Raw genomic sequence first — 24,358 nt, forward strand, 5'->3', positions numbered from 1 at the left:
TTTATGGAACAAGATCTCTTTGGCGTCAGTGTTGAAAGACTCTTGCTTGCCGGAGCCCAGACCGTTTACATGCTCGGATGGAGTATGCTTTTTGGCGCCATACTGGGCATCGCCATCGCATTGTTATTAGTGATGACCCGTCGCGGCGGGCTTATAGAAAATCGGGTTGTCTACTCGGTGTTGAATTTCATCATCAATGTCACCCGCAGTGTGCCGTTCATTATTCTGCTGGTCGCGCTCATACCCTTCACCCGATTCGTGGTCGGGACCAGCATCGGCAGTCAAGCCGCGTTGGTACCACTCACCATTTACATCACGCCATTTATCGCACGCATGGTGGAATCTAGCTTGCTGGAAGTCAAGCCCGGTGTCATCGAAGCGGCCCAAGCGATGGGCGCCACCAACTGGCAAATCATCCGCCACTTTCTGCTGCCCGAAGCATACCCCTCCATTGTATTGTCACTGACCACTAGCATCGTAGGGCTGCTTGGTGCTACCGCCATGGCCGGATACGGGGGCGGCGGCGGCGTCGGCGATCTCGCCTTGACTTATGGGCACCAACGTTTCAATACGCCACTGATGATTTTCACCATCGTGATTCTCGTCGTCTTTGTGCAAATCATGCAGGCCTTTGGCAACTCGTTATCGCGACGACTCCGCGAACCGAAATAGAACTCATCACTTCACCGAGAGGAAATCTGTGAAAAACCGTACAAAAATCAGCACGCTACTGGCCGTCCCCATCGCCTTACTCCTGTCGTCTTGTACCCCACCGGGGGAAGGCGAAGGCAGCGCCCAAGCAGAGACCGAAAGCCAAGGGGAAATTGCATACTCAAAATCCCAGGGTCCGTACACGGAACTGTTCGAAGACGCGATTGTGCCGATACTTGAAGAGGACGGATGGACCTTCCGCGCCGAAGAAGTCTCTGAACTCCTCAACGCCAATATCGCGCTCAACGACGGCGACGTCGACCTCAACGTCGAACAGCACACCGCGTACATGGACGACTTCAACGCCAACTACGACGGTGACCTGGTCGCAATCAGCCCGATCCCGACAGTTCCTGCCGGACTCTACTCAGAGAACCACGATAGTTTAGACGATGTGACCCAAGGCGCTACCGTCGCCCTGCCTGACGACGCGGCCAATGCTGCCCGCTGCTACTTGGTTTTAGAAAAGGCCGGGTGGATCGAAATTGATGATGATGCAGATCTGGGCAATATCACCGCCGATGACATCGTGGAAAATCCCTATGATCTAGAGTTCACGGAGATGAAGTCGCTGACTATCCCATCCGCTGCACCGGACTTTGATTTCTACGTGCTGACCGGTTCCATCGTGTATAACGCAGGGATTGACCCATCAGCAGCCCTGGAAACCGAAGACATCCTTGATCACCTCGTCTTGCAGGTGGTTGTCAAAGAGGAGAACCAGGATGCTGACTGGGCAGAAGCCGTGGTCAATGCCTACCATTCCGACGAGTTTAAGACCTACATGGAAGAAAACAACGACGGTCTCTGGTGGATCCCTGAACAGCTGCAGTAAGCAGCCTCCTTCGCCGAACCATTAGACGAAAAAAGCAGGGCCCTACCGGTTGGTAGGGCCCTGCTGTATATTCGACAGCTTGCTGTACTGGTAGGACTAGCCAGCCATCTTGTCCAGGACGCTGTTGAGCGTAGCGGATGGACGCATGACCTCGGAGGTCAGCTCATTATTCGGGTAGTAGTAACCACCGATGTCGACCTTTTGTCCTTGAACTTCGTTGAGTTCATTGACGATGGTCTCCTCATTGGCCCGCAGCTCTTCAGCTACTGGTTTCATCGCTTCGGCCAGGTCGGCGTCGTCGGTCTGTGCGGCCAGTTCTTCAGCCCAGTACAGTGCCAAGTAGAAGTGTGAACCGCGGTTGTCGAGTTCACCGACCTTCCGTGATGGGGAACGGCCTTCTTCGAGGTAGCGACCGGTTCCGGCATCCAGGGCATCGGCCAGCACCTGTGCGCGGGCGTTGTCGGTTGCCGCAGCCAGGTGTTCAAACGAGACCGCCAGGGCTAGGAACTCACCCAGCGAGTCCCAGCGCAGGTGGTTTTCTTCGACAAGCTGTTCAACGTGTTTCGGTGCCGAACCTCCGGCACCGGTTTCGAACAGTCCACCACCGTTGAGCAGTGGGACGATGGAGAGCATCTTGGCCGAAGTGCCCAATTCAAGGATCGGGAACAGGTCGGTCAGGTAGTCACGCAGGACGTTTCCGGTGACCGAGATGGTGTCTTCGCCCTTGCGCATGCGTTCGATCGTGTACTGGGTAGCACGTTCTGGGGCCATGATCTTGATTTCCAGACCATCGGTGTCGTGGTCTGGCAGGTAGGTTTTGACCTTCTCAATGATCTGAGCGTCGTGGGCGCGCTCGGCGTCCAACCAGAAGATGGCTGGGGTCTGAGTGGCGCGGGCACGAGTGACTGCAAGTTTGACCCAGTCACGGACCGGAACGTCCTTGGTCTGGGTGGCGCGCCAGATATCGCCGGCTTCGACCTTGTGGCTCATCAGCACGTTGCCGGTGGAATCGACCACTTCGACGGTACCGTCGTTTTCCAGGATGAAGGTCTTGTCGTGGGAGCCGTATTCTTCGGCTTTCTGGGCCATGAGCCCAACGTTTGGCACGGTACCCATGGTGGCTGGATCGTAGGCGCCGTTAGCGCGGCAGTCTTCAATGACCTTCTGGAAAACACCGGCGTAGGAGGAGTCTGGAATGACGGCCAGGGTGTCCTGCGTTGCGTCATTCTTGTTCCACATTTTACCGCCGGAACGGATCATCGCTGGCATCGAAGCGTCCACGATCACATCGGATGGGACGTGCAGGTTGGTGATGCCGCGGTGCGAATTGACCATGGCCAAATCTGGACCGTTTTCGTAGGCGTCGGCGATTTCGTTGCGGATGCCTTCAGCGATGTGGTTTTCCAGCTCGCTGAGGCCGGATTCGATGCCGGCCAGGCCGTTGTTTGCCGACAGGCCTGCTTCTTCCAAGTGGTTGCCGAATTTTTCGAAGACTTCTGGGAAGTACGCCTTGACGACGTGGCCAAAGATCACCGGGTCCGAGACCTTCATCATGGTGGCCTTCAGGTGCGCGGAGAATAGGACGCCTTCTTCTTTGGCACGCTGAATCTGTTCGGCAAGGAATGCATCCAGTGCTTTGGCTGACATGAAGGTGGAATCGACGATTTCGCCCTTGAGGACCTTGAGGTCGTCTTTGAGGGTGGTGACGTTGCCATCAGCGTCGGTGTGTCGGATGGTCAACGTGTCGTTATCGGCCATGGTCACGGACTGCTCATTGGAGAAGAAGTCGTTATCGCCCATGGTGGCGACGTTGGTCTTGGAGTCTTTGGACCATTCACCCATCGAGTGTGGGTTGTTTTTGGCGAACTGTTTGACCGCACGAGGCGCACGGCGATCCGAGTTGCCTTCACGCAACACGGGGTTGACTGCAGAGCCCATGGCGGTGGCGTAGCGTGCCTGGATATCGCGCTCTTCCTCGTTGGTCACTTCATAGGGGTAATCTGGCAGTTCAAAACCAGCGGCCTGCAGTTCTTTTACCGCGGCGACCAGCTGTGGAACAGATGCCGAGATGTTTGGCAGTTTGATGATGTTCGCATCGGCTTCTTTGACCAGTTCCCCGAGTTCAGCCAGCGCGTCGTTGACTTGCTGATCTTCTGGTAACACGTCATTGAAGGCGGCCAGGATGCGGCCGGCCAGGGAGATATCCCGTGTTTCCAGTTCTACACCGGCCTTGGAGGCGAAAGCGCGAACAATGGGCAACAAAGATGCCGTTGCCAGCATTGGCGCTTCATCGGTATAGGTGTAAATGATCTTAGACATAGATGAATTATCTCCTCGTGTTTTAAGCGCCCTGTGGTGCCGGGCACCTCACAATTCCTCATCCAATCTAACGCACCAGGAAGCGCCTCATGACAGATTTGCGGTTTTTGGGCTGGGGTTAAGCCGCCTGCGTTTGGGTTTCGTGCAAAAACCTTGACTTAACCCCTGCCAGGTGCGTTCCACATCACTTTGGGGTGATGGGAATCCAGAGCTCCGCAGAGCCCCGGTCGCCCGTCTCGTTGAGTTCGGCGGCTAAAAGCTGTGGGCCTGGCGCCCATTCGTACGGGTTAGCTGGGAACCATTCTGTGGCTGCTGTAGCCCAGAGCTGTTGAAACGCCTCGGGAACTTTCCCTTCGGTCGAAAAAACCACCCACTGACCTGCCGGAACATGCCGTGCTTCGGTGTCTTCAGGTGGGGTCGCGGTCGTAGCGACCGCATGCCAGTACAGAACGTGGGTATCGTCGTCGAGATACTCCGTGGCGCTGAGCGTGCCCACGGGTTCAACATTCGACAATTCTTTCAGCGCCGTGAGCCGGTCGCGATCCAGGCTGCGTTCGAACTGTGCAATGGCGTGGTTTTCACCCAGGTGTACGACTGGGACTTGAGTGCTATATCCAACCAGCTGGAAAGCGTCTTTTTCTACGATGCGGTAGGGCACGTTCGTGCTCCCTTCAATCTTGAGATGAAACTTCAATTGGGATTGAGAGTTCAATGTTGCACCGGTTTGACGTGCCTGGGTCGGTGTCATGCCGTGAAATGTTTTGAATGCTCGAGTGAAGGCATCGGCTGATCCATACCCGTAGGTCACTGCTGTGTCGAGGACCGATTCGCCCGCCACGATCTTCGCGGTCGCTGCGGTCAAACGGCGATTGCGAATGTATTCGGAAAGTGGCATGCCCGCTAACGTGGCAAACATGCGTCGAAAATGATATTCCGACGTCAAAGCAATACTGGCAAGTGCTGTGCCGGTAATTTCTTCGGTGAGGTTGTCCTCAATGTGGGCTATCGCCGCATTCCATTCGTGCATGGCATCCTCTCAATCTGACTTCCACCCTATTGACTCATTCGGGACTACGCCCGATATTCCATGCCCGTTCGGGTGGGGTGGAAGTCAGAGATTAGATGCCGAGGATGGCTTTGGCGATCAGGAAGTAGACCACCAGGCCCAGGGCGTCGACCACAGTGGAGATGAATGGGTTGGAGAACACGGCGGGATCAACGCCAATTTTTGAAGCAACCAGTGGCATGACGGAACCGACGGAGGCCGCCAGGGTACAAATAACCACCAACGTTGCGCCGATGACGAGTCCGATACTGAGTTCCCAGAACAGGGCCGCGCCGAGGAAACCGAGCGTGCCCAACATCGCGCCGACGGTGAGGCCCACGAGTGCTTCACGTCCGACCACCCGCCATAAGTCTCGGGTGGTGACCTGGGACAGCGCGATGGCACGGGTGACCGTGGTGGCCGCCTGGTTACCGGTATTTCCCCCGGTGCCGGTCAGCAACGGAATAAATAGGGTGAGCACGACCATCGCGGCCAAGGTGTCTTCGAAGTACCCCAAAACTTGCACGGTCAAGATCGCTCCGACCCCAAGCACTAGGAGCCAGGTGATGCGTGATTTAACCAGTTGCATGATCGAAGTCGACAGGTAGGGCTGACCCAGTGGCTCGGCACCCCCGGAGCGGAAGGTGTCTTCGGATTCTTCTTCTTCCAACACCAATTGCGCATCGGCAACAGTCAGCATCCCGATAAGGCGCTCGGCGTCATCGACCACCGGCAGCGCTTGGACGCGGTCGTGCACGACCGTACGGGCTGCGTATTCAGCATCAGCATGTACCGAAACCGTCTCGGTGGGTTCCATTAAGTCCGCGACCAATTCGTCGGGTTCGGCCCGGACTAGATGTGGCAAATGAATCAGCCCGAGGACTTTATGGGTCGTGGATGCCACGGGCAACACGCTGAGGTTATCAATCTCGGCATCCGGGATGTTCAGGTCGCGAATGATGGTCAGTGCGGTAGCCGCCGACATGTCTGGTGCCAGCTCTTGGGGCACCACGGTCATCCGGCGTCCTACGGAATCTTCTGGGTAGCCAAGAATCTGAGCGGCTGCATCGCGTTCGGCCGGGCCCAGACTGGCTAAGAGTCGCTGAGCAACTTCGGCTGGAACTTCGTCAAGCAAGCGCGCTTGAGTGTCCGATTGCAGCTGTGAGAACAAATCTTGGTCGTGTTCATCGGCGAGCCCGTCGATCAGATCCGACTGGAACGAGGGTTCCATATTGCCGAAGACTTCAACAGCGACGTCTTTATCTAACAGCCGGAAAGCCACCGGCATCAACGCCGGTGGGGTCCGGTCTAGCAGACGTTCGACCGCGGAGATGCGCATGTCACGGAGCAGCTCTGCTGCGGCAGCATACTCTTTAGCACGCAACAGATCCCAGATTTCTTCTTCGAGCTGGCCAAAGGTGGCTTCCTGCGGCTCTGTCATGCGTACCCCCTTGTGGCGTGGGCTTGAATGTTACCCGTGGTAAAAGTGACGTGCTCCCCCGGTCAGATACATCGTGATCCCAGCGGCTTTGGCCGCTTCGATCACTTCATCATCGCGCATTGAACCACCGGGCTGGACCACGGCGCGCACACCGGCGTCAATGAGAATTTGTAGACCGTCAGCAAAGGGGAAGAAGGCATCGGATGCAGCAACCGAACCGGTGGCTCGAGCCGGGGCATTGGTTGCTGTGACATTCTCTGCTCCGCCCGGGGTGGACACATCTTGTGCCCCGGTGCTGGCAGCTCCCAGCGTGTTAGCCCGCTCGATGGCCAAGCGGCAGGAATCCAACCGGTTGACCTGACCCATCCCGATGCCCACGGCGGCTTGATCTGCGGCTAAGAGGATTGCGTTGGATTTGGGTGCTCGTACAGCTTCCCAGGCGAAAACTAGATCGGCCATGGTTTGTTCGTCGGCGGGTTCTCCGGCCACGAGTTCCCAGTTGGCGGGATTATCACCAGGGGCTTGGTACATGTCCGCGTCTTGGACCAGCATGCCACCGGAGATCTGTTTGAACTCTTTGGTGTCTAGCGCAAAACCGTCTGGCAGCTGTAAGAGGCGAATATTTTTCTTGGTCGTGAGAATCTCGAGGGCTTCTGGGGTGAAGCTTGGCGCGACCACGACTTCGGTGAAAATATCTTTGACTTGGGCGGCCATGGCGGCTGATACGGGCCGGTTGGCGGCAATGACCCCACCAAAAGCAGAGACCGGGTCGGTGGCGTGGGCTTTGCGGTGGGCATCGGCAATCGCGTCATCGGCATCGGCCGCGGCGACCGCCAGACCGCAGGGGTTGGCGTGTTTGATCACGGCAACGGCCGGCTCGGTGAAGGTGTAAGCGGCACGGATGGCGGCATCGGCATCGACGTAGTTGTTGAAGCTCATGGCTTTGCCGTGCAGCAGGCTTGCTTGGGCGACACCCGGGGCCGGAGTGGTCGTGGTGGTGTAAATCGCTGCCGGCTGGTGCGGGTTCTCGCCATAGCGCAGGGACTCTTTGAGTTCCAGTGCGTGCCCAGCGTAGGCGGGGTGCTCGGCATCGTCGAAGTTATCGGCCATCCAGGTGGCGACCGCGGTGTCATAGGAGGCGGTGTGTGCGAAGGCTTCGACCGCCAGACGCTGGCGCTGGGCCAAGGTGAATCCGCCGTTTGCTACCGCGGTGAGGATGTCGTGGTAGGCCTCGGGGTTGGTAACAATGGCCACCGAGCCGTGGTTCTTTGCTGCAGCACGGACCATGGTGGGCCCACCGATATCGATTTGTTCAATGGCTTCGGGTTGGCTGGCACCCGAGGCGACGGTTTCCACAAATGGATAGAGATTGACGACCACCAGATCAAACGGTGCGATGTCGTGTTCGGCCAGCTGGTCCATGTGGCTATCAACGTTTTTGTCTGCCAGCACCCCGGAGTGGATAAACGGGTGCAAGGTCTTGACGCGACCGCCCAGGACTTCTGGGAAGCCGGTGACCTGGGCTACCTCGGTCACATCGACCCCTGCGGCTTGGATCATCGAAGCGGTGGAACCGGTTGAGACGATTTCTACGCCCGCCGCGGCAAGACCCTGGGCAAGTTCGGCCAATCCGGTTTTATCGTAGACGGATACCAGTGCGCGCTGTACCGGGATCTGATCCAATGTCGTGGTCACAGGGGTGCTCCTTTAGGCAGTGTTGTTCCTCACCGTTGCCAGGTGATCTCCTCGCGTCATTCTAGCGCGGTTTGGCATAGGGCGGGATCAATTGGGTTGGGGTGGTGCCGGCGGCCAGCAAGGCCAGATTATCTAACAGCATTTGCCGTTCGGCGACTTTGATCTTGGCATGCAGCGACTCGGCATTATCGTTAGGGGCAATCGGCACGGCACGTTGATCCAAGATGGGGCCGGTGTCGACCCCGGCATCAACGATGTGCAACGTGGTACCGGTAATGACAACCCCGGCATCCAGGGCGTCGGTGACCGCATGGGCGCCAGGGAATGCGGGCAATAAGGCCGGGTGGGTGTTGATGAACCGGCCAGCAAACCGGGTGATGAATTCTTCGCCAACGATCCGCATGAGCCCTGAAGATAACACCACATCGGGGGTGTAGGTTGCCACGGTGTCTGCGAGCGCAGTGGTCCAGGCCGCACGGGAGGGATAGTCGGTGTAGTTGACCACGAAAGTATCTATACCGGCGGCTTGGGCACGGGTCAGGCCATAGGCATCGGGTACGTCGGACCCTGCTGCCACGATGTCAACAGCCAGGTCGTTAGCTGCAACGGCATCGATGAGGGTTTGAAAGTTTGATCCGGATCCGGACAGTAATACCACCAAGCGCATACCGTCTAGTCTAAGGACGTGGCCCGTACACTTGGGTATTGGCCCGAAAGAAGTCGTGAGGGAAGGCGCCAGCAGCATGACCGAACAAGACCCGCAGCAAGCGAGCCGTCGTGGTGTCTCCAATGGGATGTTGTGGTTGGTGGCCGCGCTGCTTGCCACGTATGCCGGGGTGGTGTTGCCGCTGCCCTATAAGGTGATTGCGCCGGTCTTCGCGCTGGCCGCGGTGGTTGCTGCGATTCGAGTGTTCCGGCTGGCCTCCAAGGGCCAGCACTCCATGCTGGTGTGGTTTGTTGGCACCGTTGGGTTGCTCGGTGCGCTGTTTTATGGCGGGGTCGCGACCTCGCAGATTATTTTGTGGGAGCCCACCCAACGATATGAACAATGTATGGCCCAGGCGCTCACGGATACGCGCCAGGCCCAGTGCGAGTCGCAGTACTCGGCCAGTTTGTGGGATTAGTCGTCAGTGGCGGTGCGCCAGAAGGTCACGCCGTGCCGCAACGGGGCCAGCGCGTAGCCAATAGCTGCTCCGATGCCGATGTGGGCGGCGAAGAGCCCGGCACTGGTCCACAATGGGGCGCCCATTACGGATAGGGACCCGATGGCCCAGGACCCGTTGGCCAGCCACATCACTCCCAGACACAACACCCCGGAGGTGAGCCCGATGGTTGCGCCGGTGGCCAGTACGGCCAGGGTGATGGCGGTCGGGTGGTTCGGGATTTTGGCGATGATGAGGTCTTCCAAGTGGTTTTCTCCGACCCCGAAGAACCACCAGCCGGCCACGATGCCCGCCAGGGCTAAGAGCAAGAGCACCCACCAGTGGGCATCGATGCTTTGCTCCGTTGGGATCGCGGCAAAGATCGGCACTGCCGGTTGGGCCTCGGCCAGAGTGCCGGCCGGAGAGATTTCGGTGGCACCGATCTGGAAACCGGCACCGGTCAGGTAGCTGATAGTCCAGGCGACCACGTTGGGTAGCACCAGGATCTGCAAGATGGTGATCACCAGGCCCCCAAAGATGCCGGCGTCGAGGCGCTGGTACACATCAGTGACTTCTGCCCAGTGGATGCCCACCTGGACGGTCATCAATATCGCCGCGATGGCCCACGCCCCGGCCAGCCCTATGACTCCGGCGCGCAAGAGCGCCCAGAAGTAGTGCCAGACGTTCCTGGCACTATCGGAGAGTCGATCAACGCGTTGCACAAGGTATTCGCCGATTGGATGCCGGAAGTATCCCAGTGCGCCCCAGACGTAACCGATGGTAAAGACCAGACTGGGCAGCAGGACCGCCAAGGTGGGGTTCAGATCCACGGTGTCCATGGTGACCAACGTGTTGGTGCCCCAGACAAAAAACGTAAAAGCCGCCACCGCCCCGAGGGTGGGCTGCCATAGGGTTTTGAGTTGGGAAGCCTTGGCGAGCCGTTTGCCGGCACGTCGTGCCAGCAGCAACCAGCCCAAAAACAGCCCCAGGGGGATGAACCACCAGGTCCCCACCAGCTCGTCGGTTTCGACACTGGTCAGCTCGAGTGGCACGCCAAAACTTGCAAGCCAGCTGTAGGCGCCCAGGGCGCCAGCATCGTTGAGCGGCATCTGGGCGAAGGCTCCGGTGAGCCACATGATGGCCAAGGGCACCACAATGATGCCGGCGCTGATAAATGCGGCAGCTAGAGCTTCCATGATGCCTTGTAACCACAAGGGCATGGGAAACGATTTGGGTTCAGTGGTGGTGGTCATCATCTCCTATCGTGCCACTTGTTAGCCCACGGGGGACTGATTGGCACGATGAACCGGCTGACTGTGAGAGAAATCTGGCCGCTGTTAGTGCAACGTTTCACCAACTGAGGCAGATTTCCTCTAAGATGATTGGGCAGTAGACAACGGTTGTCTGGGTGTCAGCCGTGTCCTCTCACCGCAGCTGGCCGAGTCAACCACAACAGATGTTCGAGGAAGGTTGCGCTATGGAAGCCGGTTTAGCCCAGATCAGAGAAGAAGTTGTCCGTCGAAACCCTGGGGAAACCGAATTTTTCCAAGCTGTCGACGAGATCTTCGCCACACTTGACCCGGTCATGGAACGCCACCCCGAATATGTCGAACACGGGATTCTCCGGCGCATGGTCGAACCTGAGCGACAGATCATCTTCCGGGTACCCTGGGTGGATGACAAAGGGGTCGTCAAGATTAACCGCGGCTTCCGCGTCGAGTTCAACTCCGCTTTAGGCCCGTATAAGGGTGGGATCCGGTTCCACCCGTCGGTGTATCTGGGCATTATGAAATTCTTGGGTTTCGAACAAATCTTCAAAAACGCGCTGACCGGCATGCCCATCGGCGGTGCCAAAGGTGGCGCTGACTTCAACCCTGCGGGACGCTCCGAGGGCGAAATCATGCGATTCTGCCAGTCGTTTATGACAGAACTGTATCGGCACATCGGAGAACACACCGACGTCCCCGCCGGCGACATCGGCGTGGGGACGCGCGAAATTGGGTTCATGTTTGGCCAGTACCGGCGCATTACCAACCGGTTTGAGGCCGGCGTACTCACTGGCAAGGGTGTCTCATGGGGCGGGTCGCTGGTTCGTCCAGAAGCCACCGGCCACGGCACGGTCATGTTCGTCAACCAGATGCTCAAAACCAAAAACACGTCACTAGACGGTGCGACCGTGGCGGTCTCCGGGTCCGGCAACGTGGCCATCAATGCGATCGATTACGCCCAGACCCTTGGTGCGACCGTGCTGACCGCGTCCGATTCCTCCGGATACGTCATTGATGAACACGGCATTGATATCGAGTTGCTCCGCCAGATCAAGTCGGTGGAACGCGGCCGGATCTCCGAGTACGCCAATCGCCGGGACTGCGCACACTTTGTGGCCGACGGTTCGATCTGGGATGTGCCGGTTGATGTTGCCCTGCCGTGTGCCACCCAGAACGAGCTCACCGGTGACGATGCTGCGACACTGGTGAAAAATGGTGTGAAGGCCGTGGCTGAGGGCGCGAATATGCCCTCAACCCACTCGGCGATCACCACCTTCCGGGAGGCAGGGGTGCTCTTTGGCCCGGGGAAAGCAGCCAATGCCGGTGGGGTCGCGACCTCGGCGTTGGAAATGCAGCAAAACGCTTCCCGGGATACCTGGAGTTTTGACTACACGCACTCCCGGTTAGAAGAAACCATGGAAGAAATCCACGACCGGTGCATCGCCACGGCAGAAGATTTTGGCTACCCCGGTGACTACGTTACGGGTGCCAACATCGCCGGTTTCCTCAAGGTTGCCGACGCGATGATTGCCCAGGGCATCGTCTAACCGGCACCCGGGGTGCTTGCCGAACTCATCACAGACCTCGAGGTCGCCATCGTCGCGCTGGGCGCCTCGCCATGGGTGGTAGTCGTGGTGGGTGCGTGCTGTCTGCTCGATGCGGTCTTCCCGATCGTGCCCAGCGATTCGCTGGTCACCGCAGCCACGGTGTTGGCGCTAGCCAGCGATGCGTCGGCAGCCTTTATTGTGGTCATGGTGTTGGCTGCTGCCGCGGGCGCGGTCCTTGGCGATAGCCTGGCATATCTGATTGGCTCCAAGATCCCGTTGCACCGCATACCGATGCTGCGTCGTCCCGCCGGGCAAGCAGCCCTGCAGTTTACCCAGCGCGCCTTCGCCCGTCGTGGTAGCGCCTTGGTGCTGACCGGCCGGTTCATTCCCGCCGGCAGGATTGCGGTTAATATGTCCGCAGGGGCAACCGGATTCCCGCTCCGACGGTTTCTGCCGCTTGCGGTCATCGCTAGCATCCTGTGGGCGGGCTTGGCTGCCTTGATGGGTGCCCTTGCCAGTCACGTGGTGGATAGCCCCCTGCTGGCGATGGTGATTGGCATCGTCGTTGGGATGGGTTGTGGTCTGCTCATCGACTGGACCGTCCAACGCCGCAACCGCCCCACATCGGACAGTGCAGCTTAGAGGTCTGCGAGCGCGTCCCGCTGGCGAGGGGTCAGGCGCACCGGTCGGCCGGATTCTTGGTGGACAAAGACCATGGTGGAGGTCGCCTCCACGGCCACCTGGTCGCGATCAAAGAAGCGGTAGTAAATTTCTACCGAGGCGCCTTTGACCTTCTCAATGCCGACTTCGACCCGGACGGGCAGCCCGCGATAGGGCAACTGTCGGCGATACTTTACGGTGTGGTCTGCAATTAATGTCATGACCCCGTCGTCGGCTCCGGCTCGCAGGTCAATGTGGGCCTTCGGATTCGTGCCGTCACGGTGGCCGGTGCCCGAGGGGATCCCGAATACGATCACGCGGGCTTCTTCCATCAGCCGCACGATTTGGACGTTATTGATGTGGCCGTAGGCGTCCATATCGCCCCAACGTAACGGAATCTCAATGACGGTCATGCTCACTCCTGTGGCTCATCAGGGTTGGTAAATTCTGGATAATCGGCGCGCAGCTCGGCCACCGTGAGTTGTTCTTCCGATGTCACCGACTGCGGCCAAGTCAGCGGCGCGTGCTGACGGGGTGGCAGCACTTTCGAGTTTTCTAACTGGAACGACAGTGCCGCACCGTCGGGGCCATATGCCCACGGAATCCCGGGGGTGGCCCCTTGGGTATTCTCAGCCCGACCACCGGCCAGCAGGGCTTCGGTTGCCGAGAGCTGGCGGATCGCGATCGCATCCACTCGAGAGGGGTGATGGTGGGCAAAATGGGTATAAATTTCGGGGTCGTGTTGGCCGTCATCACCGATCAGCGTCCACGATAAGTGTGGGAAGTCATCGGCGAGCCGAGCCAGCGCACTGACCTTATGGGCCATCCCGGACCGGAACCAGCGGTCTTCGGTGGGTCCCCACGAGGTCAACAACATGGGTCCCAGTGGGAACAGGTGGCGGGTCATGAACCGGGTCAGGGTGTGGGCGACGTTCCAGGGCCCGGTGGAGACATAGAACACCGGGATGCCGGCGTCTTGTTCTGCCAGCCGGTTGAGCATCACGGGCATGCCGGCCACCGGCCGACGAGCGTGTTCATCGAGCAAAAATGAGTTCCAGGCTGCCGTCAGCGGGCGTGGCAGCGCGGTCACCCAGACCGTGTCATCCACGTCGCAAATCACGGCACGGTCGGTGTGGTCATCGATGATCAGTACGTCTTGGCTGGTCGAATCTGCACCCTCAATGTGTAAGGTCACGGTCGACCACCCGGGCTCGAGTTCGCACGCAATGCGGGCATCGACCACCCCGTTGCGGTCTGCGCGCACAGGGTGACGTTGACCGTTGACCTCAATTTCGACTTTGGCATACGCGATGGGTGGCGAGACGAAGTTTTGCCAGCCACGCACCCCGTCGCGCACAATCTGGGCCATGTATTCGGCTTCGGTCCATTCCGGATTCGACAGCAACACGCGCGAAAAGATCCGCACCCACCGCGGTGATCCGTAGCCGGTAAATGACAGGATGCGTGGCTTTGCGCCGCGGCGGCGAGCGCGATCGCGACGCCGTCGTTGGAAGCTGTAATAGCTCAGGGTGGCTAGCTGCTCGGGTGGGGAGGCTTCACTGCCCGGGGCAGCATGAAACCGCGGGATGGTCGGAAAACGATAGGTTTTAGGACGACGCGCCATAGACTTGCTAGTTCCACTCCTTGGTCACCCAGACAGTCTAGTACGTTACGGTACCTGGTTTATGGTGGAGTCCATGACATCTCTGCGCACCCGAGCTCTACAAGCTGCCCGCCCGGTCGCTGCGAAACTCGCCGCAGCGTTTGCTGCCGGCTCCGTTGTGGCGACCACCAAGACGAACCGTCATGACTTGGTCTCGCAATGGGATCACGAGGCCGAAGCCTTACTGAAGGCCGGACTCGCCGGGGACGGGGCGGTCTTTTGGGGTGAAGAATCCGGTCGCGAACCCGCCACGGCCCCTGGGCAGCTGGAGTGGATAATCGACCCCATTGACGGGACCAGTAACTTTGTCCACGGCTACCCGCTGTTTTCGATCTCAATTGCCGCGGTCCAAGACGACCAGGTGATGGCGGCCGTGGTGGTCGACCCGGTGACCGGCGATGAATTCTCTGCCGACCCCACCGGCGCCTATCTCAACGACCAACCACTGGCTGCACGGCCTGCCCCGGCCGAACCGGCACAGTACAACCTGGTGACGTCGTTTCCTGCCGCTGAGATCTTGCAGCGCGCCCCACAAGCCACCGAGGTGTTTGCAGAGTTCGTCACAAGTTTCGCCACCGTGCGTCGGCTCGTATCGGGGGCCTTAGAGATTTGCTATGCCGCACGCGGTATCGCCGATCTGGTCTTAGGGGTGGACGCCAGCCCCTGGGATGTGGCCGCAGCATCCTATATTCTGACCCAAGCCGGCGGCACCTACCTGACCGGCACTACCGGGCCGGCCCACTTGGCCCCGAATTACGTGGCGGTGGCCCCGGGCAGATCAGCCCAAGCCATCGCCGACAGTTTCGACAAGATCCGTCAAATGTGACACCCCGGGGCCGAACTGTGGCGTGAGCTAGCTCAAGGCAGGACAATAGAGTATATGAGCGCCTACATGTTTGAACACGAAAAAGACCAACCGGTTCTGGAACTGACCCGCCAGCAAGCCAAATTGTTACTACGTAATACCCGCCACGGCCGATTAGCGTTTGTAGCAGACGGACAGATCGAAGTCTTGCCGGTCAACTACGCGTTCGACGGCAAAAAGCTCTACTTCCGCACCGCTCCTGGCGCGAAACTTCTGGCGGCAGAATCCCAGGCGATGGTGGCCTTCGAAACCGACGGCATCTTGCCCGATGAAGGCTGGTCGGTTGTGGTTCGCGGCAACATCAGCACCGTCGCCGAAGAAGATATCGACTACGTTCGCGGGCTGGGACTTGCCCCGTGGGTGCCGACCCATAAAGACTTCTTCGTCTCCCTAAGCGTCACCGACATGACCGGACGGCACTTCATCTTTGCTCGGCAGCCAGAACGCGGCGATGAGCAAACTTTCCGCTATGATCCGGATCAGCCCCGGTCTACCCCACCGCAAGATCCCGACCCGACGAAACTATCGCGTTAGAACAGCCACACCCCGGCAATGCCGGTCGCGGCGATCAGCACCGCCATGACCGTCATCCAGAAGACCGCCCAGAAATCTGCTGCGACTTTCTCGTAGTTGATCCCGGCCACCTGTACTCGGTAACGGCGACGCTGCGAGAGCTGTATCAAGCCCACCCCGACCACGGCGATTGCCACGGGGACGAACGCCACGACACCCACCGAGGGATACCAGCGAATCAGTAATAATGCCACCACCGCGGTCGCTAGCCCGGTTCTGCCCCAGGACATGACCGTGCGTTCCGGTTGGAGCCCGGGATCCTCGTGGTGCGGTAGCGGCCGACGAGGAACTGGCCGAACCGATCTAAAAACCATTGGTCACCCAGATGGCCAACAGGACAGTCACAGCAGCGACCGCACACACCAGAGCAATGAGCGGGATCCACAACGGAATCGGCAACGACCGTCTCTGACGCATCGCGGTTTCAACCCGTAACCAGCGTCCGGCCGCCGAGACCGCGAGCAGACCGCCCAGGACCAATAAGGTGGTACCCAGCACCTTGCGCGCGGTGTCATCAAAAATATCGTGAGTGAATGCTTCGACTGCGATCCCCCCGGCCAGCAGCGCCAACGAGGTGCGGATCCAGGCCAGAAAGGTGCGCTCATTGGCCAACGTAAATCGCGGATCCGGGTCATTGCCTCCCCGCAAAGCCCGAGGGACTCTTTTACGCTTGGGTATAGCTGAATGGTCTTCACCGGATTCCATAATCCACAGTGTAACGCACCCCTCAAAGCCAACCGGGTAGTGTAGAGGACGACTGTATTGGCCCACCGATACGCAAGGAGTGCGAATGTCAGCTGCACAGCATCACGACGACGTGACCGCGGCCCAAGAGCCGACGAAAGCACAAATTCGTCGCTGGCAACGCTACTTAGCAGATGAGATCGCCGAGGGGCAGATCTACCGGGATCTGGCCAAACGCAGCAAACGACCCGAAAAAGATATCCTGATCGGTCTAGCCGACGCCGAAGAACGCCACGCGCAACACTGGCGCGACCTACTGGGTGAACACGCCGAAGTCCGACGCCGGCCCAGCCTGCATCGGGCCCTGTTACGCTTTCTAGCTCGCATATTCGGCTCGGTCTTTGTTCTTGCTTTGATGCAACGTGCCGAGTCCAACTCCCCCTATACCGCGGACTCTGAAGTACCTCGCGAGATCGCCGCGGATGAGGCTATCCATGAGGAAGTCGTCCGCGGATTAGCAGCCAGAGGTCGCGAAACGATGGCAGGCAATTTCCGTGCCGCGGTCTTTGGCGCCAACGACGGGCTGGTCTCGAACTTGGCGTTAGTCATGGGGATCGGTGCCACCGGTGTCGCCCCATCGGTCGTGCTATTCACCGGGATTGCCGGTCTGCTAGCGGGGGCTCTGAGTATGGGTGCCGGTGAATACGTCTCGGTGCGCTCGCAACGGGAACTCCTGGAAGCTTCGCACCCTACCCACGTGACCCTGCGGGCTGCCAAACACTTAGACATCGAACAAAACGAACTTGAGTTGGTCTATCGCGCTCGCGGCATGACCCCAGAGGACGCCAGTCACCGGGCCCTAGAACGCCTGGGATATCTCAGCTGCGACTGCAACCCGACATTTTCTGCTCGCCCCGATGGTTCCAAAGGCCCCGAGGAAGAGCTGAAGCAGCAAGAGTTCGAGGCCGTGGGGAACCCTTGGAAAGTGGCCTTCTCCTCGTTCTTTTTCTTCGCAATCGGGGCGATCATCCCGGTGCTGCCATTTCTGTTCGGTGCCACGGGCATGACCGCTCTGCTATGGGCGTTGGGCCTCGTGTCGCTCGCGCTAATAATCACCGGCGGGATTGTCGGGCTGCTCTCAGGTGCTCCCCCCTTCAAACGAGCCCTACGCCAACTCTGCATCGGCCTGGGAGCTGCGGGGGTAACCTACGTGGTGGGCTTGTTCTTCAACGTCTGATCCCACCCACTGACACGTTTGCTCATCACCGCATTTACATCACGGTGGGCCCCTCACGGTGTGAGTGGAGTTTCTCCGCATAATCTTGGAGCGCCTGATACACCGTAGCCACGGCGGGGTTGCGTTGAGACTCTTGGCGCACCACGGCCCAAAAGGTGGCGGCATAGGAAAATTCAGTCTCCAGCACCGAGACCAGGCCGGGATGCGGCTCGGCCATGAAATCGGGTAATAACCCGATACCGGCGCCTTCCAGGGTGGCGGTCAGATGGGCATAAACATTTGTTGAGGAGATCCCGGTGCGCATGTGGGGCAGCTTCGCTAATGCGGCATCAAGATCCTGAACCAACAGGATCGCTTCCACGTAGTAGTTCAGCCGGTGGTCTTTCAGGTCTGCCAACCTGGCAGGCGTACGGTGGTGCTTCAAATACTCCGGTGTGGCATAGAGCTTGAGGTGATATTGCAACAAGGGGTGTTCCCACGAGCGTGGTACCTGAGGTTTTCCGACGACGATTTCTAAGTCGAGACCCGAGCGGTTCCGTCGGGCACGCTGGGTCGAAGTGAACAACTCAAGATCCAGACCCGGATGATGGTCTTGCATGTGTGCCAGCGCAGGGACCGCGATGTGGCCGGTGAAAGCTTCTGGCGCGCCAATCCGGACGGTACCGGTCACGGCCGCGTCGGTTTGTTCCGATACGAGTTTGGCCAAGGAGTGTTCGATCTCTTCGGCGATCTCGAAGACCTGACGGCCTTCGGTCGTGATCTCCCAGCCAGCTGGAGAACGAAGCAGCAGTCGTTGGCCGGTGATTTTTTCTAATGCATTAATTCGGCGGGAGACGGTGGCGTGGTTGATGCCCAGGGAATCTGCAGCGGCGGTGAACCGTCCCAGTCTCGCTACCGTCAGAAATGTCATCAACGACGGTAGATTACTGTGCAGTTCTTCCCAATCCATGCTTGTCAGTGTACTGGACCCCCAGCACACCTGCGGGGTCGCAGAACAGAAGTTGCGTTAACCACCACCGGAGTCCAAGCGCTCAGGCTTAGACTCCGGTAAGGGTGTTTTGGCGATCAGGGAAGCTTAGAGGTTTTCCATGATCTTGCGCATCTTGTCAGCGGCTTCGGTTGGGGTCTGACCAACCTGAACGCCTGCTGCTTCGAGGGCTTCTTTCTTGGCGGCTGCGGTACCGGAAGAACCGGACACGATCGCACCGGCGTGACCCATGGTCTTGCCTTCTGGTGCGGTGAAACCAGCGATGTAGCCGACAACTGGTTTGGTGACGTGGTCCTTAATGTACTCGGCGGCCTTTTCTTCGGCGTCGCCACCGATTTCACCGATCATGATGATGGCTTTGGTTTCATCATCTTTCTCGAAGGCTTCCAGCGCGTCGATGTGGGTGGTGCCGATGATGGGGTCGCCACCGATCCCGATCGCAGTCGAGATACCGATACCGGACAGCTCGTGCATCATCTGATAAGTCAGGGTTCCCGACTTCGAAACCAGACCGATGGGTCCGGTGCCGGTGATGTTGGCTGGGGTAATACCGGCCAGCGCAACACCCGGGGTGATGATACCGGGGCAGTTTGGCCCGATGATGCGTGTCTTTGGTTTCCCATTGGCATCGACGTTGGCCTGGGAGGCTGCGAAGAATTCGGCGGTGTCCTGAACAGGGATACCTTCGGTGATGACAACCAGCAGTTCGATTTCGGCTTCGATGGCTTCCATCGCAGCGTCTTTCGCGAACTTCGGTGGCACAAACATCACCGAGACGTTCGCGCCGGTTTCTTTCATCGCTTCTTCAACGGTGCCATACACGTTCAGTGAGACGTCGTTGCCGTCGGCGTCGACGTGCTCAACGGTTTCGCCTGCACGACGAGCGTTGACACCACCGACGATGTTGCTACCGGCTTTGAGCATCAGTGCGGTGTGCTTGGTACCTTCGCCACCGGTAATACCCTGGACGATGATCTTGGAGTCTTTATTGAGGAAAATCGACATTTTCTGTGTATCCCGTCCTTATTTATTCGCCAGCTCGGCAGCTTTGTCAGCGCCTTCGTCCATGGTGGCCGCGATAGTGACCAGCGGATGGTTGGCTTCGGCCAGAATGGCGCGACCTTCTTCAACTTTGTTTCCGTCGAGACGCACAACGAGTGGTTTCGTTGCGGAGTCCCCAAGGATGTCCAGGGCTTGGACAATACCGTTGGCGACCTGGTCGCACGCGGTGATGCCGCCGAAGACGTTGACGAAGACGGAGTTGACGTCTGGGTCGCCCAGGATGACATCCAGACCATCGGCCATGATTTGGGCGTCTGCGCCACCACCGATGTCTAGGAAGTTGGCTGGCTTGACGTTGCCATGGTTTTCACCAGCGTATGCAACGACGTCCAGGGTGGACATAACAAGGCCTGCACCGTTACCGATAACACCGACGTTGCCTTCGAGCTTGACGTAGTTCAAGCCTTTGGCTTCCGCTTTGGCTTCCAGTGGGTTCTCGGTGCGCTCATCGACGAGCTTGGCGTGCTCTGGCTGACGGAAGTCAGCGTTGTCATCCACGGTGACTTTGCCGTCGAGGGCAATGAGTTTGCCTTCACCGGTCAGGACCAGTGGGTTGACTTCAACCAGCGTGGCATCTTCTTCTTTGAAGACTTCGCCGAGTTTTACCAAAACTTCGGCGATGTCGCTTTGCATATCTGAAGCGAATTTCGCTTCGGCAGCAATCTTTTCTGCAACCTCGCGGTTCAAACCGGTGGTTGGTGAGACCTCAACCCGAGCAAGATCTTCCGGACGCTCTTCGGCCAGCTGCTCGATATCCATGCCACCTTCTACCGAGGCCATGGCCAGGTAGGTGCGGTTGGCACGATCCAGCAAGATCGAGAAGTAGTATTCCTCTTTGATGTCGGCGCCTTCGGCGATCATCACCTGGTGTACGGTGTGACCTTTGATGTCCATGCCAAGGATCTCTTTGGCATATTCATAGGCTTCGTCAGCAGTTTTGGCGACTTTGACACCGCCGGCTTTACCGCGGCCACCAACTTTGACTTGGGCTTTGACCACGGTGACGCCACCGAGTTTTTCGGCGGCGGCTTTTGCTTCTTCCGGGGTTTCGGCAACGATCCCAGCGAGCACGGGTACCCCGTGTGCTTCGAAAAGATCGCGTGCCTGGTATTCATACAGGTCCACGGGTTTGCAGTCCTTTTACCTCGACAACGATTGAATGAGATACCCGGTTTCAGAATCTCAACCGGGCACCTACGAGTTCGGCAGCATGCCTGAGAACTCCTAACGCCTTACCATAGTGCACGGCCAGACGTCTTCTAGAACCATGACCAATTGTTGGTGGGATTTATACTTTTTTTATTGGCGCATAGCGCAGCAGTAAGCGCTTTTCGGACTCCGCGAACTGGACGACGGCCACGGCCTTATCTCCGGCCCCCTGGACTCCGGTGACGACACCAGTCCCGAAGGTTTTGTGTTCCACCGTGTCACCGGCGGCAACTGCAATGACTTCTTTATTCGGGTTCACCTTGGTGCGATTATCGGGTTTGGTCACACGAGCGTTTTCTTGCGCCGGCGTAATCCCTTCGGTTCCTGCTTTACCGTAATTTTGTGACGCGGTGGAGGCACCCCAGTGCGAGCCGCTGAAGCGTTGCGCGTCCCGGTAGCGGAAGCCACGAACGCCGGTATCTTGGCCGAAGCCAGCGAGCCCACCGCCAAACCGTGAGGTTGATGGTGAGCCTTTCCCTTCGCGTTCCCACTCAATGAGTTCGGCCGGAATCTCGGCTAGGAATTGGCTGGCCGGGTTGAACTGGTGTTGGCCCCACATACTGCGTGATTCCGCCCGCGTCACATAGAGGCGTTCTCGGGCACGGGTCAGCCCCACGTATGCGAGTCGGCGTTCTTCGGCCAGTTCTTTTTCATCAGCCATCGATCGGGCGTGCGGGAAAACGCCGTGTTCCATACCGGTCAAAAAGACCACCGGGAATTCGAGGCCCTTGGCGGTGTGCAAAGTCATGAGGGTGACTTCTCCCATATGGTCGGCTAGGGCTTGGCCTTCGGCATCCGTGGCATCAGGAAGCTGATCAGCATCGGCCACCAGTGCGACTTGTTCTAGGAAGTCTCCCAGGGTGCCTTCGGGATTGGTTTTGTCGAATTCTCGCACCACGCCCACCAACTCACCGAGGTTATCCGCGCGGGATTCGTCTTGGAAATCTTTGGAGTTTCGCAAAGTCTCGAGCATGCCGGTTTGTTCCAGTACAGCTTCCAGCACGGTGGCCACCGACTCGGTTTGAGCCAATTGGCTGAGATCGTCCAGCATCTGGGTGAACTTATTGACCGCGTTCAGCGAGCGCTTGGCTAACCCACCGGGTGCGTTTTCCGCGTCACGCAAGGCTGCCATGAATGTTGATTGTTGGCGGGTCTGATGTGCTGCGACGGCACCTTCAGCTCGGTCGCCAATCCCGCGTTTGGGTTCATTAAGAATCCGACGCAAGTTGACGTCGTCAGCAGGGTTCTCCAAGACGCGCAAGTAGGCCAGCGCGTCTTTGATTTCTTTCCGATCGTAGAAGCGCGTGCCACCCACCACGCGGTATGGGATACCCGAAGCGATCAGGCGTTCTTCAATGGACCTCGACTGGGCGTTGGTGCGGTAGAAAATCGCCATGTCGGCTGGACGATAGTTGTGATTATCTATCAGATCGTCGATTTTTTCGGTGATCCATTGGGCTTCACGCGATTCAGTTTCCGCTGCGTAGCCGATGATTTTTTCGCCACTGCCAACAGCCGTCCACAGCCGTTTGACCTCTCGCGATGGATTTTGGGCGATGACTGCGTTGGCTGCATCCAAAATGTTCTGGGTGGAGCGGTAGTTTTGTTCCAGTCGGATGACCGTGGCATCTGGGTAGTCGTGTTCAAAGTCGACGATATTGCGAATGTCAGCCCCGCGGAAGGCATAGATCGACTGATCTGAGTCGCCGACGACCGTCAATTGTCCACCCTCAGTTTCGACGCCCGGTGGTTCTCCGGGGGCGCCGGTGAGTTGACGAACCAGCCGGTACTGGGCGTGGTTCGTATCCTGGTATTCGTCGACCAGCACAAACCTGAATCTGCGCCGGTAGTTATCCAAGATCGCCGGGAAAGCATCGAACATGTGCACCACATTGGCGATGAGGTCATCAAAGTCCATCGCATTCGCGGTACGCAGCCGGGAAGTATATTCCTTATAAATCTCGGCAACCGCCTGGTTCCAGGGGTCCCCGCCGACGGTGGAGGCGAAAGCCTCATCGTCCACCAATTCGTTTTTCAACGATGAGATCTTGTTCCGGATCGCGCGGGGTGCAAAGCGTTTGGGGTCCATGTCGGCGTCTTTGGCGATTTGGGTGATCAGCCGCAGCGAGTCGGTGGCATCGTAAATCGAGAAATTCGCCTTTAGGTCAATGTGGGGCGCTTCGCGACGCAAGATACGCACGCAGGAGGAGTGGAACGTGGAGATCCACATCCGTTGAGCTGTCGTGCCAACGAGTTCGCCGATGCGCTCACGCATCTCGGCTGCGGCTTTATTCGTAAACGTGATGGCCAAGAATTCGTGGGGTCGGGCATCGCCGGTCGCCAGGAGATGGCCGATACGGTGGGTCAACACCCGAGTTTTGCCGGACCCTGCGCCTGCCACGATCAGCAGCGGTCCGCCTCGATGCACCACGGCTTCGGCTTGGGCATCATTGAGTCCAGCAACCAGTTCCTCCGCAGAAGAACGATGGGGCACAGCTAAAGCGTCGGTCGCTGCTGGGGTGCCAAAAGCGGGGGCAAAACTGGGCAAAGAAGTCTGGTGGGCCATGATGTATCAGTCTAACCGCTGGGGCTGGTTATACCGGTGCCTGTTCGCCGGCTGTGGAGAACACCAAAACCGGCCCGGGCCAGAACTCCACTAAGATGGCAGGTAGTTTCAGCCCCCTTGCCCTTGGCCGTAGACCAAGGCGGGTATGTACACACTGCCGGAGGACGCGTGGCCAGAAGAAGAGCGAAAGATTACCAACAGCAGCAGCCCGATAACCGTAAACAGAAACCCGAGCGTCCACGGCTGACGAAAGCCCAAATCAAAGAAGATATCCACCGGGCCAACCGCCAAGAAGGTAGTCCCGGCATCTTGGTGTTTGCGGTGTTGGCCGTGACAGCGTTCATCGCGTTTTACTACCACATTTTGGCGCTTCAGGGCATGGAACAGCTCACCGGTGGGGTCTCAATGTTGGACCATCGCCTTGGCGGTTTTGATGTCGCAGACGTGGAACAACTGTCGGGACGAATGGATGAGGCTGCGATGGGCCAATATAACTTCGTGCATATTACCGCCGGGCGAATTTTCCCGATCATGATGGCACTCAGTGTCATCGTGGTTGCGGTGTGGACCTTGCGTTCCAAGCTTGCTAAATGGATAGCCGCGATCGTTGGCGTTGGATACGCTGCCTTGGAGATCTGGGCTGCCATCACCCGCGAGACAGCTCTACTCGACACCACCGAAGCTAATGTCGCCCTAGCGTCCTCGCTGACCATCGCTCAGTGGTTGATCCTGACGTTTTTAGTAATTGGCATTGTGGTGATGCTGATTCTGAAGTTCATCGGCAGAAACAGTCCCGGTCTGGAGACTTCCCTCGACCCTGACCGCGAGATCCCCTAATATCGCTGATG

The 24,358-nt window shown here is 58.5% G+C and carries 23 protein-coding genes; 9 read left to right on the forward strand and 14 right to left on the reverse strand.

The genetic code is table 11. From position 1 onward, the window contains the following. The first annotated feature begins 3 nt into the window (after nt 1-3). Both J2S62_RS09550 and J2S62_RS09555 read left to right on the forward strand, forming a co-directional pair. The gene (locus tag J2S62_RS09550; RefSeq protein WP_310174096.1) at nt 4-672 is read left to right on the forward strand and encodes a methionine ABC transporter permease; all 669 of its coding nucleotides are present in this window, start codon (nt 4-6) and stop codon (nt 670-672) included. A 28-nt stretch (nt 673-700) separates the two neighbouring features. After that, complete coding sequence (locus J2S62_RS09555; protein WP_310174099.1) at nt 701-1,546, forward strand: MetQ/NlpA family ABC transporter substrate-binding protein; 846 nt, start codon at nt 701-703, stop codon at nt 1,544-1,546. A 96-nt stretch (nt 1,547-1,642) separates the two neighbouring features. Here the strand turns inward: J2S62_RS09555 and J2S62_RS09560 are convergent, their stop codons facing one another. From J2S62_RS09560 to purN, 5 genes are all read right to left on the reverse strand, one after another. Further along, entirely contained in the window at nt 1,643-3,865 is a 2,223-nt protein-coding gene (locus J2S62_RS09560) for an NADP-dependent isocitrate dehydrogenase (RefSeq protein WP_310174101.1), read from the reverse strand. Between the two features lie 184 nt (nt 3,866-4,049). Continuing rightward, the gene (locus tag J2S62_RS09565) at nt 4,050-4,892 is read right to left on the reverse strand and encodes an AraC family transcriptional regulator (RefSeq protein ID WP_310174104.1); all 843 of its coding nucleotides are present in this window, start codon (nt 4,890-4,892) and stop codon (nt 4,050-4,052) included. 91 nt (nt 4,893-4,983) lie between these two features. Further along, the gene (mgtE, locus tag J2S62_RS09570) at nt 4,984-6,351 is read right to left on the reverse strand and encodes a magnesium transporter (protein WP_310174106.1); all 1,368 of its coding nucleotides are present in this window, start codon (nt 6,349-6,351) and stop codon (nt 4,984-4,986) included. Nucleotides 6,352-6,381: 30 nt separating this feature from the next. Next, nucleotides 6,382-8,046 (reverse strand): bifunctional phosphoribosylaminoimidazolecarboxamide formyltransferase/IMP cyclohydrolase, encoded by a 1,665-nt coding sequence (gene purH / locus J2S62_RS09575; RefSeq protein ID WP_310174108.1) that lies wholly within the window; start codon nt 8,044-8,046, stop codon nt 6,382-6,384. 61 nt (nt 8,047-8,107) lie between these two features. Beyond that, entirely contained in the window at nt 8,108-8,713 is a 606-nt protein-coding gene (purN, locus tag J2S62_RS09580; RefSeq protein WP_310174112.1) for a phosphoribosylglycinamide formyltransferase, read from the reverse strand. Nucleotides 8,714-8,789: 76 nt separating this feature from the next. Between purN and J2S62_RS09585 the strand changes: the two genes are divergently transcribed. Further along, the gene (locus J2S62_RS09585; protein ID WP_310174118.1) at nt 8,790-9,170 is read left to right on the forward strand and encodes a hypothetical protein; all 381 of its coding nucleotides are present in this window, start codon (nt 8,790-8,792) and stop codon (nt 9,168-9,170) included. Here the strand turns inward: J2S62_RS09585 and J2S62_RS09590 are convergent. Continuing rightward, on the reverse strand, nt 9,167-10,441 hold the full coding sequence (locus J2S62_RS09590; protein WP_310174120.1) for a cell division protein PerM: 1,275 nt from the start codon (nt 10,439-10,441) through the stop codon (nt 9,167-9,169). The genes J2S62_RS09585 and J2S62_RS09590 overlap by 4 nt on opposite strands. Nucleotides 10,442-10,665: 224 nt before the next feature. Here J2S62_RS09590 and gdhA point away from each other — a divergent pair, with 224 nt between their 5' ends. Together gdhA and J2S62_RS09600 are read left to right on the forward strand one after the other, a co-directional pair. Next, nucleotides 10,666-12,003 carry an NADP-specific glutamate dehydrogenase gene (gene gdhA, locus J2S62_RS09595; RefSeq protein ID WP_310174122.1) on the forward strand — a complete coding sequence of 446 codons (1,338 nt, stop codon included), beginning with the start codon at nt 10,666-10,668 and terminating at the stop codon, nt 12,001-12,003. A gap of 12 nt (nt 12,004-12,015) precedes the next feature. After that, nucleotides 12,016-12,645 carry a DedA family protein gene (locus J2S62_RS09600; protein WP_310174125.1) on the forward strand — a complete coding sequence of 210 codons (630 nt, stop codon included), beginning with the start codon at nt 12,016-12,018 and terminating at the stop codon, nt 12,643-12,645. Here the strand turns inward: J2S62_RS09600 and J2S62_RS09605 are convergent. Together J2S62_RS09605 and J2S62_RS09610 are read right to left on the reverse strand one after the other, a co-directional pair. Beyond that, nucleotides 12,642-13,076 (reverse strand): acyl-CoA thioesterase, encoded by a 435-nt coding sequence (locus J2S62_RS09605; RefSeq protein WP_310174128.1) that lies wholly within the window; start codon nt 13,074-13,076, stop codon nt 12,642-12,644. The genes J2S62_RS09600 and J2S62_RS09605 overlap by 4 nt on opposite strands. 2 nt (nt 13,077-13,078) lie before the next feature. Next, complete coding sequence (locus tag J2S62_RS09610) at nt 13,079-14,287, reverse strand: App1 family protein (RefSeq protein ID WP_310174131.1); 1,209 nt, start codon at nt 14,285-14,287, stop codon at nt 13,079-13,081. Nucleotides 14,288-14,360: 73 nt separating this feature from the next. Here J2S62_RS09610 and J2S62_RS09615 point away from each other — a divergent pair, with 73 nt between their 5' ends. Together J2S62_RS09615 and J2S62_RS09620 are read left to right on the forward strand one after the other, a co-directional pair. Beyond that, nucleotides 14,361-15,152, forward strand: a complete 792-nt coding sequence (locus J2S62_RS09615) for an inositol monophosphatase family protein (protein WP_310174133.1) — start codon at nt 14,361-14,363, stop codon at nt 15,150-15,152. A 66-nt stretch (nt 15,153-15,218) separates the two neighbouring features. Further along, nucleotides 15,219-15,725, forward strand: coding sequence for a pyridoxamine 5'-phosphate oxidase family protein (locus J2S62_RS09620; protein WP_310174136.1), 507 nt, complete (start codon nt 15,219-15,221; stop codon nt 15,723-15,725). On the opposite strand, the gene J2S62_RS09625 is transcribed toward J2S62_RS09620, so the two are convergent. After that, entirely contained in the window at nt 15,722-16,078 is a 357-nt protein-coding gene (locus tag J2S62_RS09625; protein WP_310174137.1) for a DUF202 domain-containing protein, read from the reverse strand. The two genes, J2S62_RS09620 and J2S62_RS09625, sit on opposite strands and share 4 nt — an antisense overlap. Continuing rightward, entirely contained in the window at nt 16,068-16,469 is a 402-nt protein-coding gene (locus tag J2S62_RS09630) for a YidH family protein (protein WP_310174140.1), read from the reverse strand. The genes J2S62_RS09625 and J2S62_RS09630 overlap by 11 nt, the downstream gene beginning before the upstream one ends. 85 nt (nt 16,470-16,554) lie before the next feature. On the opposite strand from J2S62_RS09630, the gene J2S62_RS09635 reads away from it, so the two are divergent. Continuing rightward, nucleotides 16,555-17,685: a VIT1/CCC1 transporter family protein gene (locus J2S62_RS09635; protein ID WP_310174141.1), complete on the forward strand. Its 1,131-nt coding sequence runs from the start codon at nt 16,555-16,557 to the stop codon at nt 17,683-17,685. Nucleotides 17,686-17,719: 34 nt separating this feature from the next. On the opposite strand, the gene J2S62_RS09640 is transcribed toward J2S62_RS09635, so the two are convergent. The 4 genes from J2S62_RS09640 to pcrA form a co-directional block, all read right to left on the reverse strand. Beyond that, on the reverse strand, nt 17,720-18,634 hold the full coding sequence (locus J2S62_RS09640) for a LysR family transcriptional regulator (protein WP_310174142.1): 915 nt from the start codon (nt 18,632-18,634) through the stop codon (nt 17,720-17,722). A 126-nt stretch (nt 18,635-18,760) separates the two neighbouring features. After that, entirely contained in the window at nt 18,761-19,678 is a 918-nt protein-coding gene (gene sucD, locus J2S62_RS09645) for a succinate--CoA ligase subunit alpha (RefSeq protein ID WP_310174144.1), read from the reverse strand. Between the two features lie 18 nt (nt 19,679-19,696). Next, nucleotides 19,697-20,860 carry an ADP-forming succinate--CoA ligase subunit beta gene (sucC, locus tag J2S62_RS09650; RefSeq protein WP_310174146.1) on the reverse strand — a complete coding sequence of 388 codons (1,164 nt, stop codon included), beginning with the start codon at nt 20,858-20,860 and terminating at the stop codon, nt 19,697-19,699. A 163-nt stretch (nt 20,861-21,023) separates the two neighbouring features. Then, the gene (gene pcrA, locus J2S62_RS09655; protein ID WP_310174148.1) at nt 21,024-23,510 is read right to left on the reverse strand and encodes a DNA helicase PcrA; all 2,487 of its coding nucleotides are present in this window, start codon (nt 23,508-23,510) and stop codon (nt 21,024-21,026) included. Nucleotides 23,511-23,678: 168 nt separating this feature from the next. Here pcrA and J2S62_RS09660 point away from each other — a divergent pair, with 168 nt between their 5' ends. Beyond that, entirely contained in the window at nt 23,679-24,347 is a 669-nt protein-coding gene (locus J2S62_RS09660; RefSeq protein ID WP_310174151.1) for a hypothetical protein, read from the forward strand. Nucleotides 24,348-24,358: the final 11 nt, after the last annotated feature.

The organism is Enteractinococcus fodinae (assembly GCF_031458395.1).
Lineage (GTDB): Bacteria > Actinomycetota > Actinomycetes > Actinomycetales > Micrococcaceae > Yaniella > Yaniella fodinae.

What these genes read in the sequence shown, in the direction of transcription:
- gdhA (WP_310174122.1), top strand. Translation starts at nt 10,666, where the DNA reads ATGGAAGCCGGTTTAGCCCAGATCAGAGAAGAAGTTGTCCGTCGAAAC.
- J2S62_RS09635 (WP_310174141.1), top strand. Translation starts at nt 16,555, where the DNA reads ATGTCAGCTGCACAGCATCACGACGACGTGACCGCGGCCCAAGAGCCG.
- J2S62_RS09610 (WP_310174131.1), bottom strand. Translation starts at nt 14,287, where the DNA reads ATGGCGCGTCGTCCTAAAACCTATCGTTTTCCGACCATCCCGCGGTTT.
- J2S62_RS09585 (WP_310174118.1), top strand. Translation starts at nt 8,790, where the DNA reads ATGACCGAACAAGACCCGCAGCAAGCGAGCCGTCGTGGTGTCTCCAAT.
- J2S62_RS09615 (WP_310174133.1), top strand. Translation starts at nt 14,361, where the DNA reads ATGACATCTCTGCGCACCCGAGCTCTACAAGCTGCCCGCCCGGTCGCT.
- J2S62_RS09605 (WP_310174128.1), bottom strand. Translation starts at nt 13,076, where the DNA reads ATGACCGTCATTGAGATTCCGTTACGTTGGGGCGATATGGACGCCTAC.
- sucD (WP_310174144.1), bottom strand. Translation starts at nt 19,678, where the DNA reads ATGTCGATTTTCCTCAATAAAGACTCCAAGATCATCGTCCAGGGTATT.
- mgtE (WP_310174106.1), bottom strand. Translation starts at nt 6,351, where the DNA reads ATGACAGAGCCGCAGGAAGCCACCTTTGGCCAGCTCGAAGAAGAAATC.
- J2S62_RS09565 (WP_310174104.1), bottom strand. Translation starts at nt 4,892, where the DNA reads ATGCACGAATGGAATGCGGCGATAGCCCACATTGAGGACAACCTCACC.
- purN (WP_310174112.1), bottom strand. Translation starts at nt 8,713, where the DNA reads ATGCGCTTGGTGGTATTACTGTCCGGATCCGGATCAAACTTTCAAACC.
- J2S62_RS09620 (WP_310174136.1), top strand. Translation starts at nt 15,219, where the DNA reads ATGTTTGAACACGAAAAAGACCAACCGGTTCTGGAACTGACCCGCCAG.
- J2S62_RS09590 (WP_310174120.1), bottom strand. Translation starts at nt 10,441, where the DNA reads ATGACCACCACCACTGAACCCAAATCGTTTCCCATGCCCTTGTGGTTA.
- J2S62_RS09630 (WP_310174140.1), bottom strand. Translation starts at nt 16,469, where the DNA reads ATGGAATCCGGTGAAGACCATTCAGCTATACCCAAGCGTAAAAGAGTC.
- J2S62_RS09560 (WP_310174101.1), bottom strand. Translation starts at nt 3,865, where the DNA reads ATGTCTAAGATCATTTACACCTATACCGATGAAGCGCCAATGCTGGCA.
- J2S62_RS09640 (WP_310174142.1), bottom strand. Translation starts at nt 18,634, where the DNA reads ATGGATTGGGAAGAACTGCACAGTAATCTACCGTCGTTGATGACATTT.
- J2S62_RS09625 (WP_310174137.1), bottom strand. Translation starts at nt 16,078, where the DNA reads ATGGTTTTTAGATCGGTTCGGCCAGTTCCTCGTCGGCCGCTACCGCAC.
- J2S62_RS09550 (WP_310174096.1), top strand. Translation starts at nt 4, where the DNA reads ATGGAACAAGATCTCTTTGGCGTCAGTGTTGAAAGACTCTTGCTTGCC.
- pcrA (WP_310174148.1), bottom strand. Translation starts at nt 23,510, where the DNA reads ATGGCCCACCAGACTTCTTTGCCCAGTTTTGCCCCCGCTTTTGGCACC.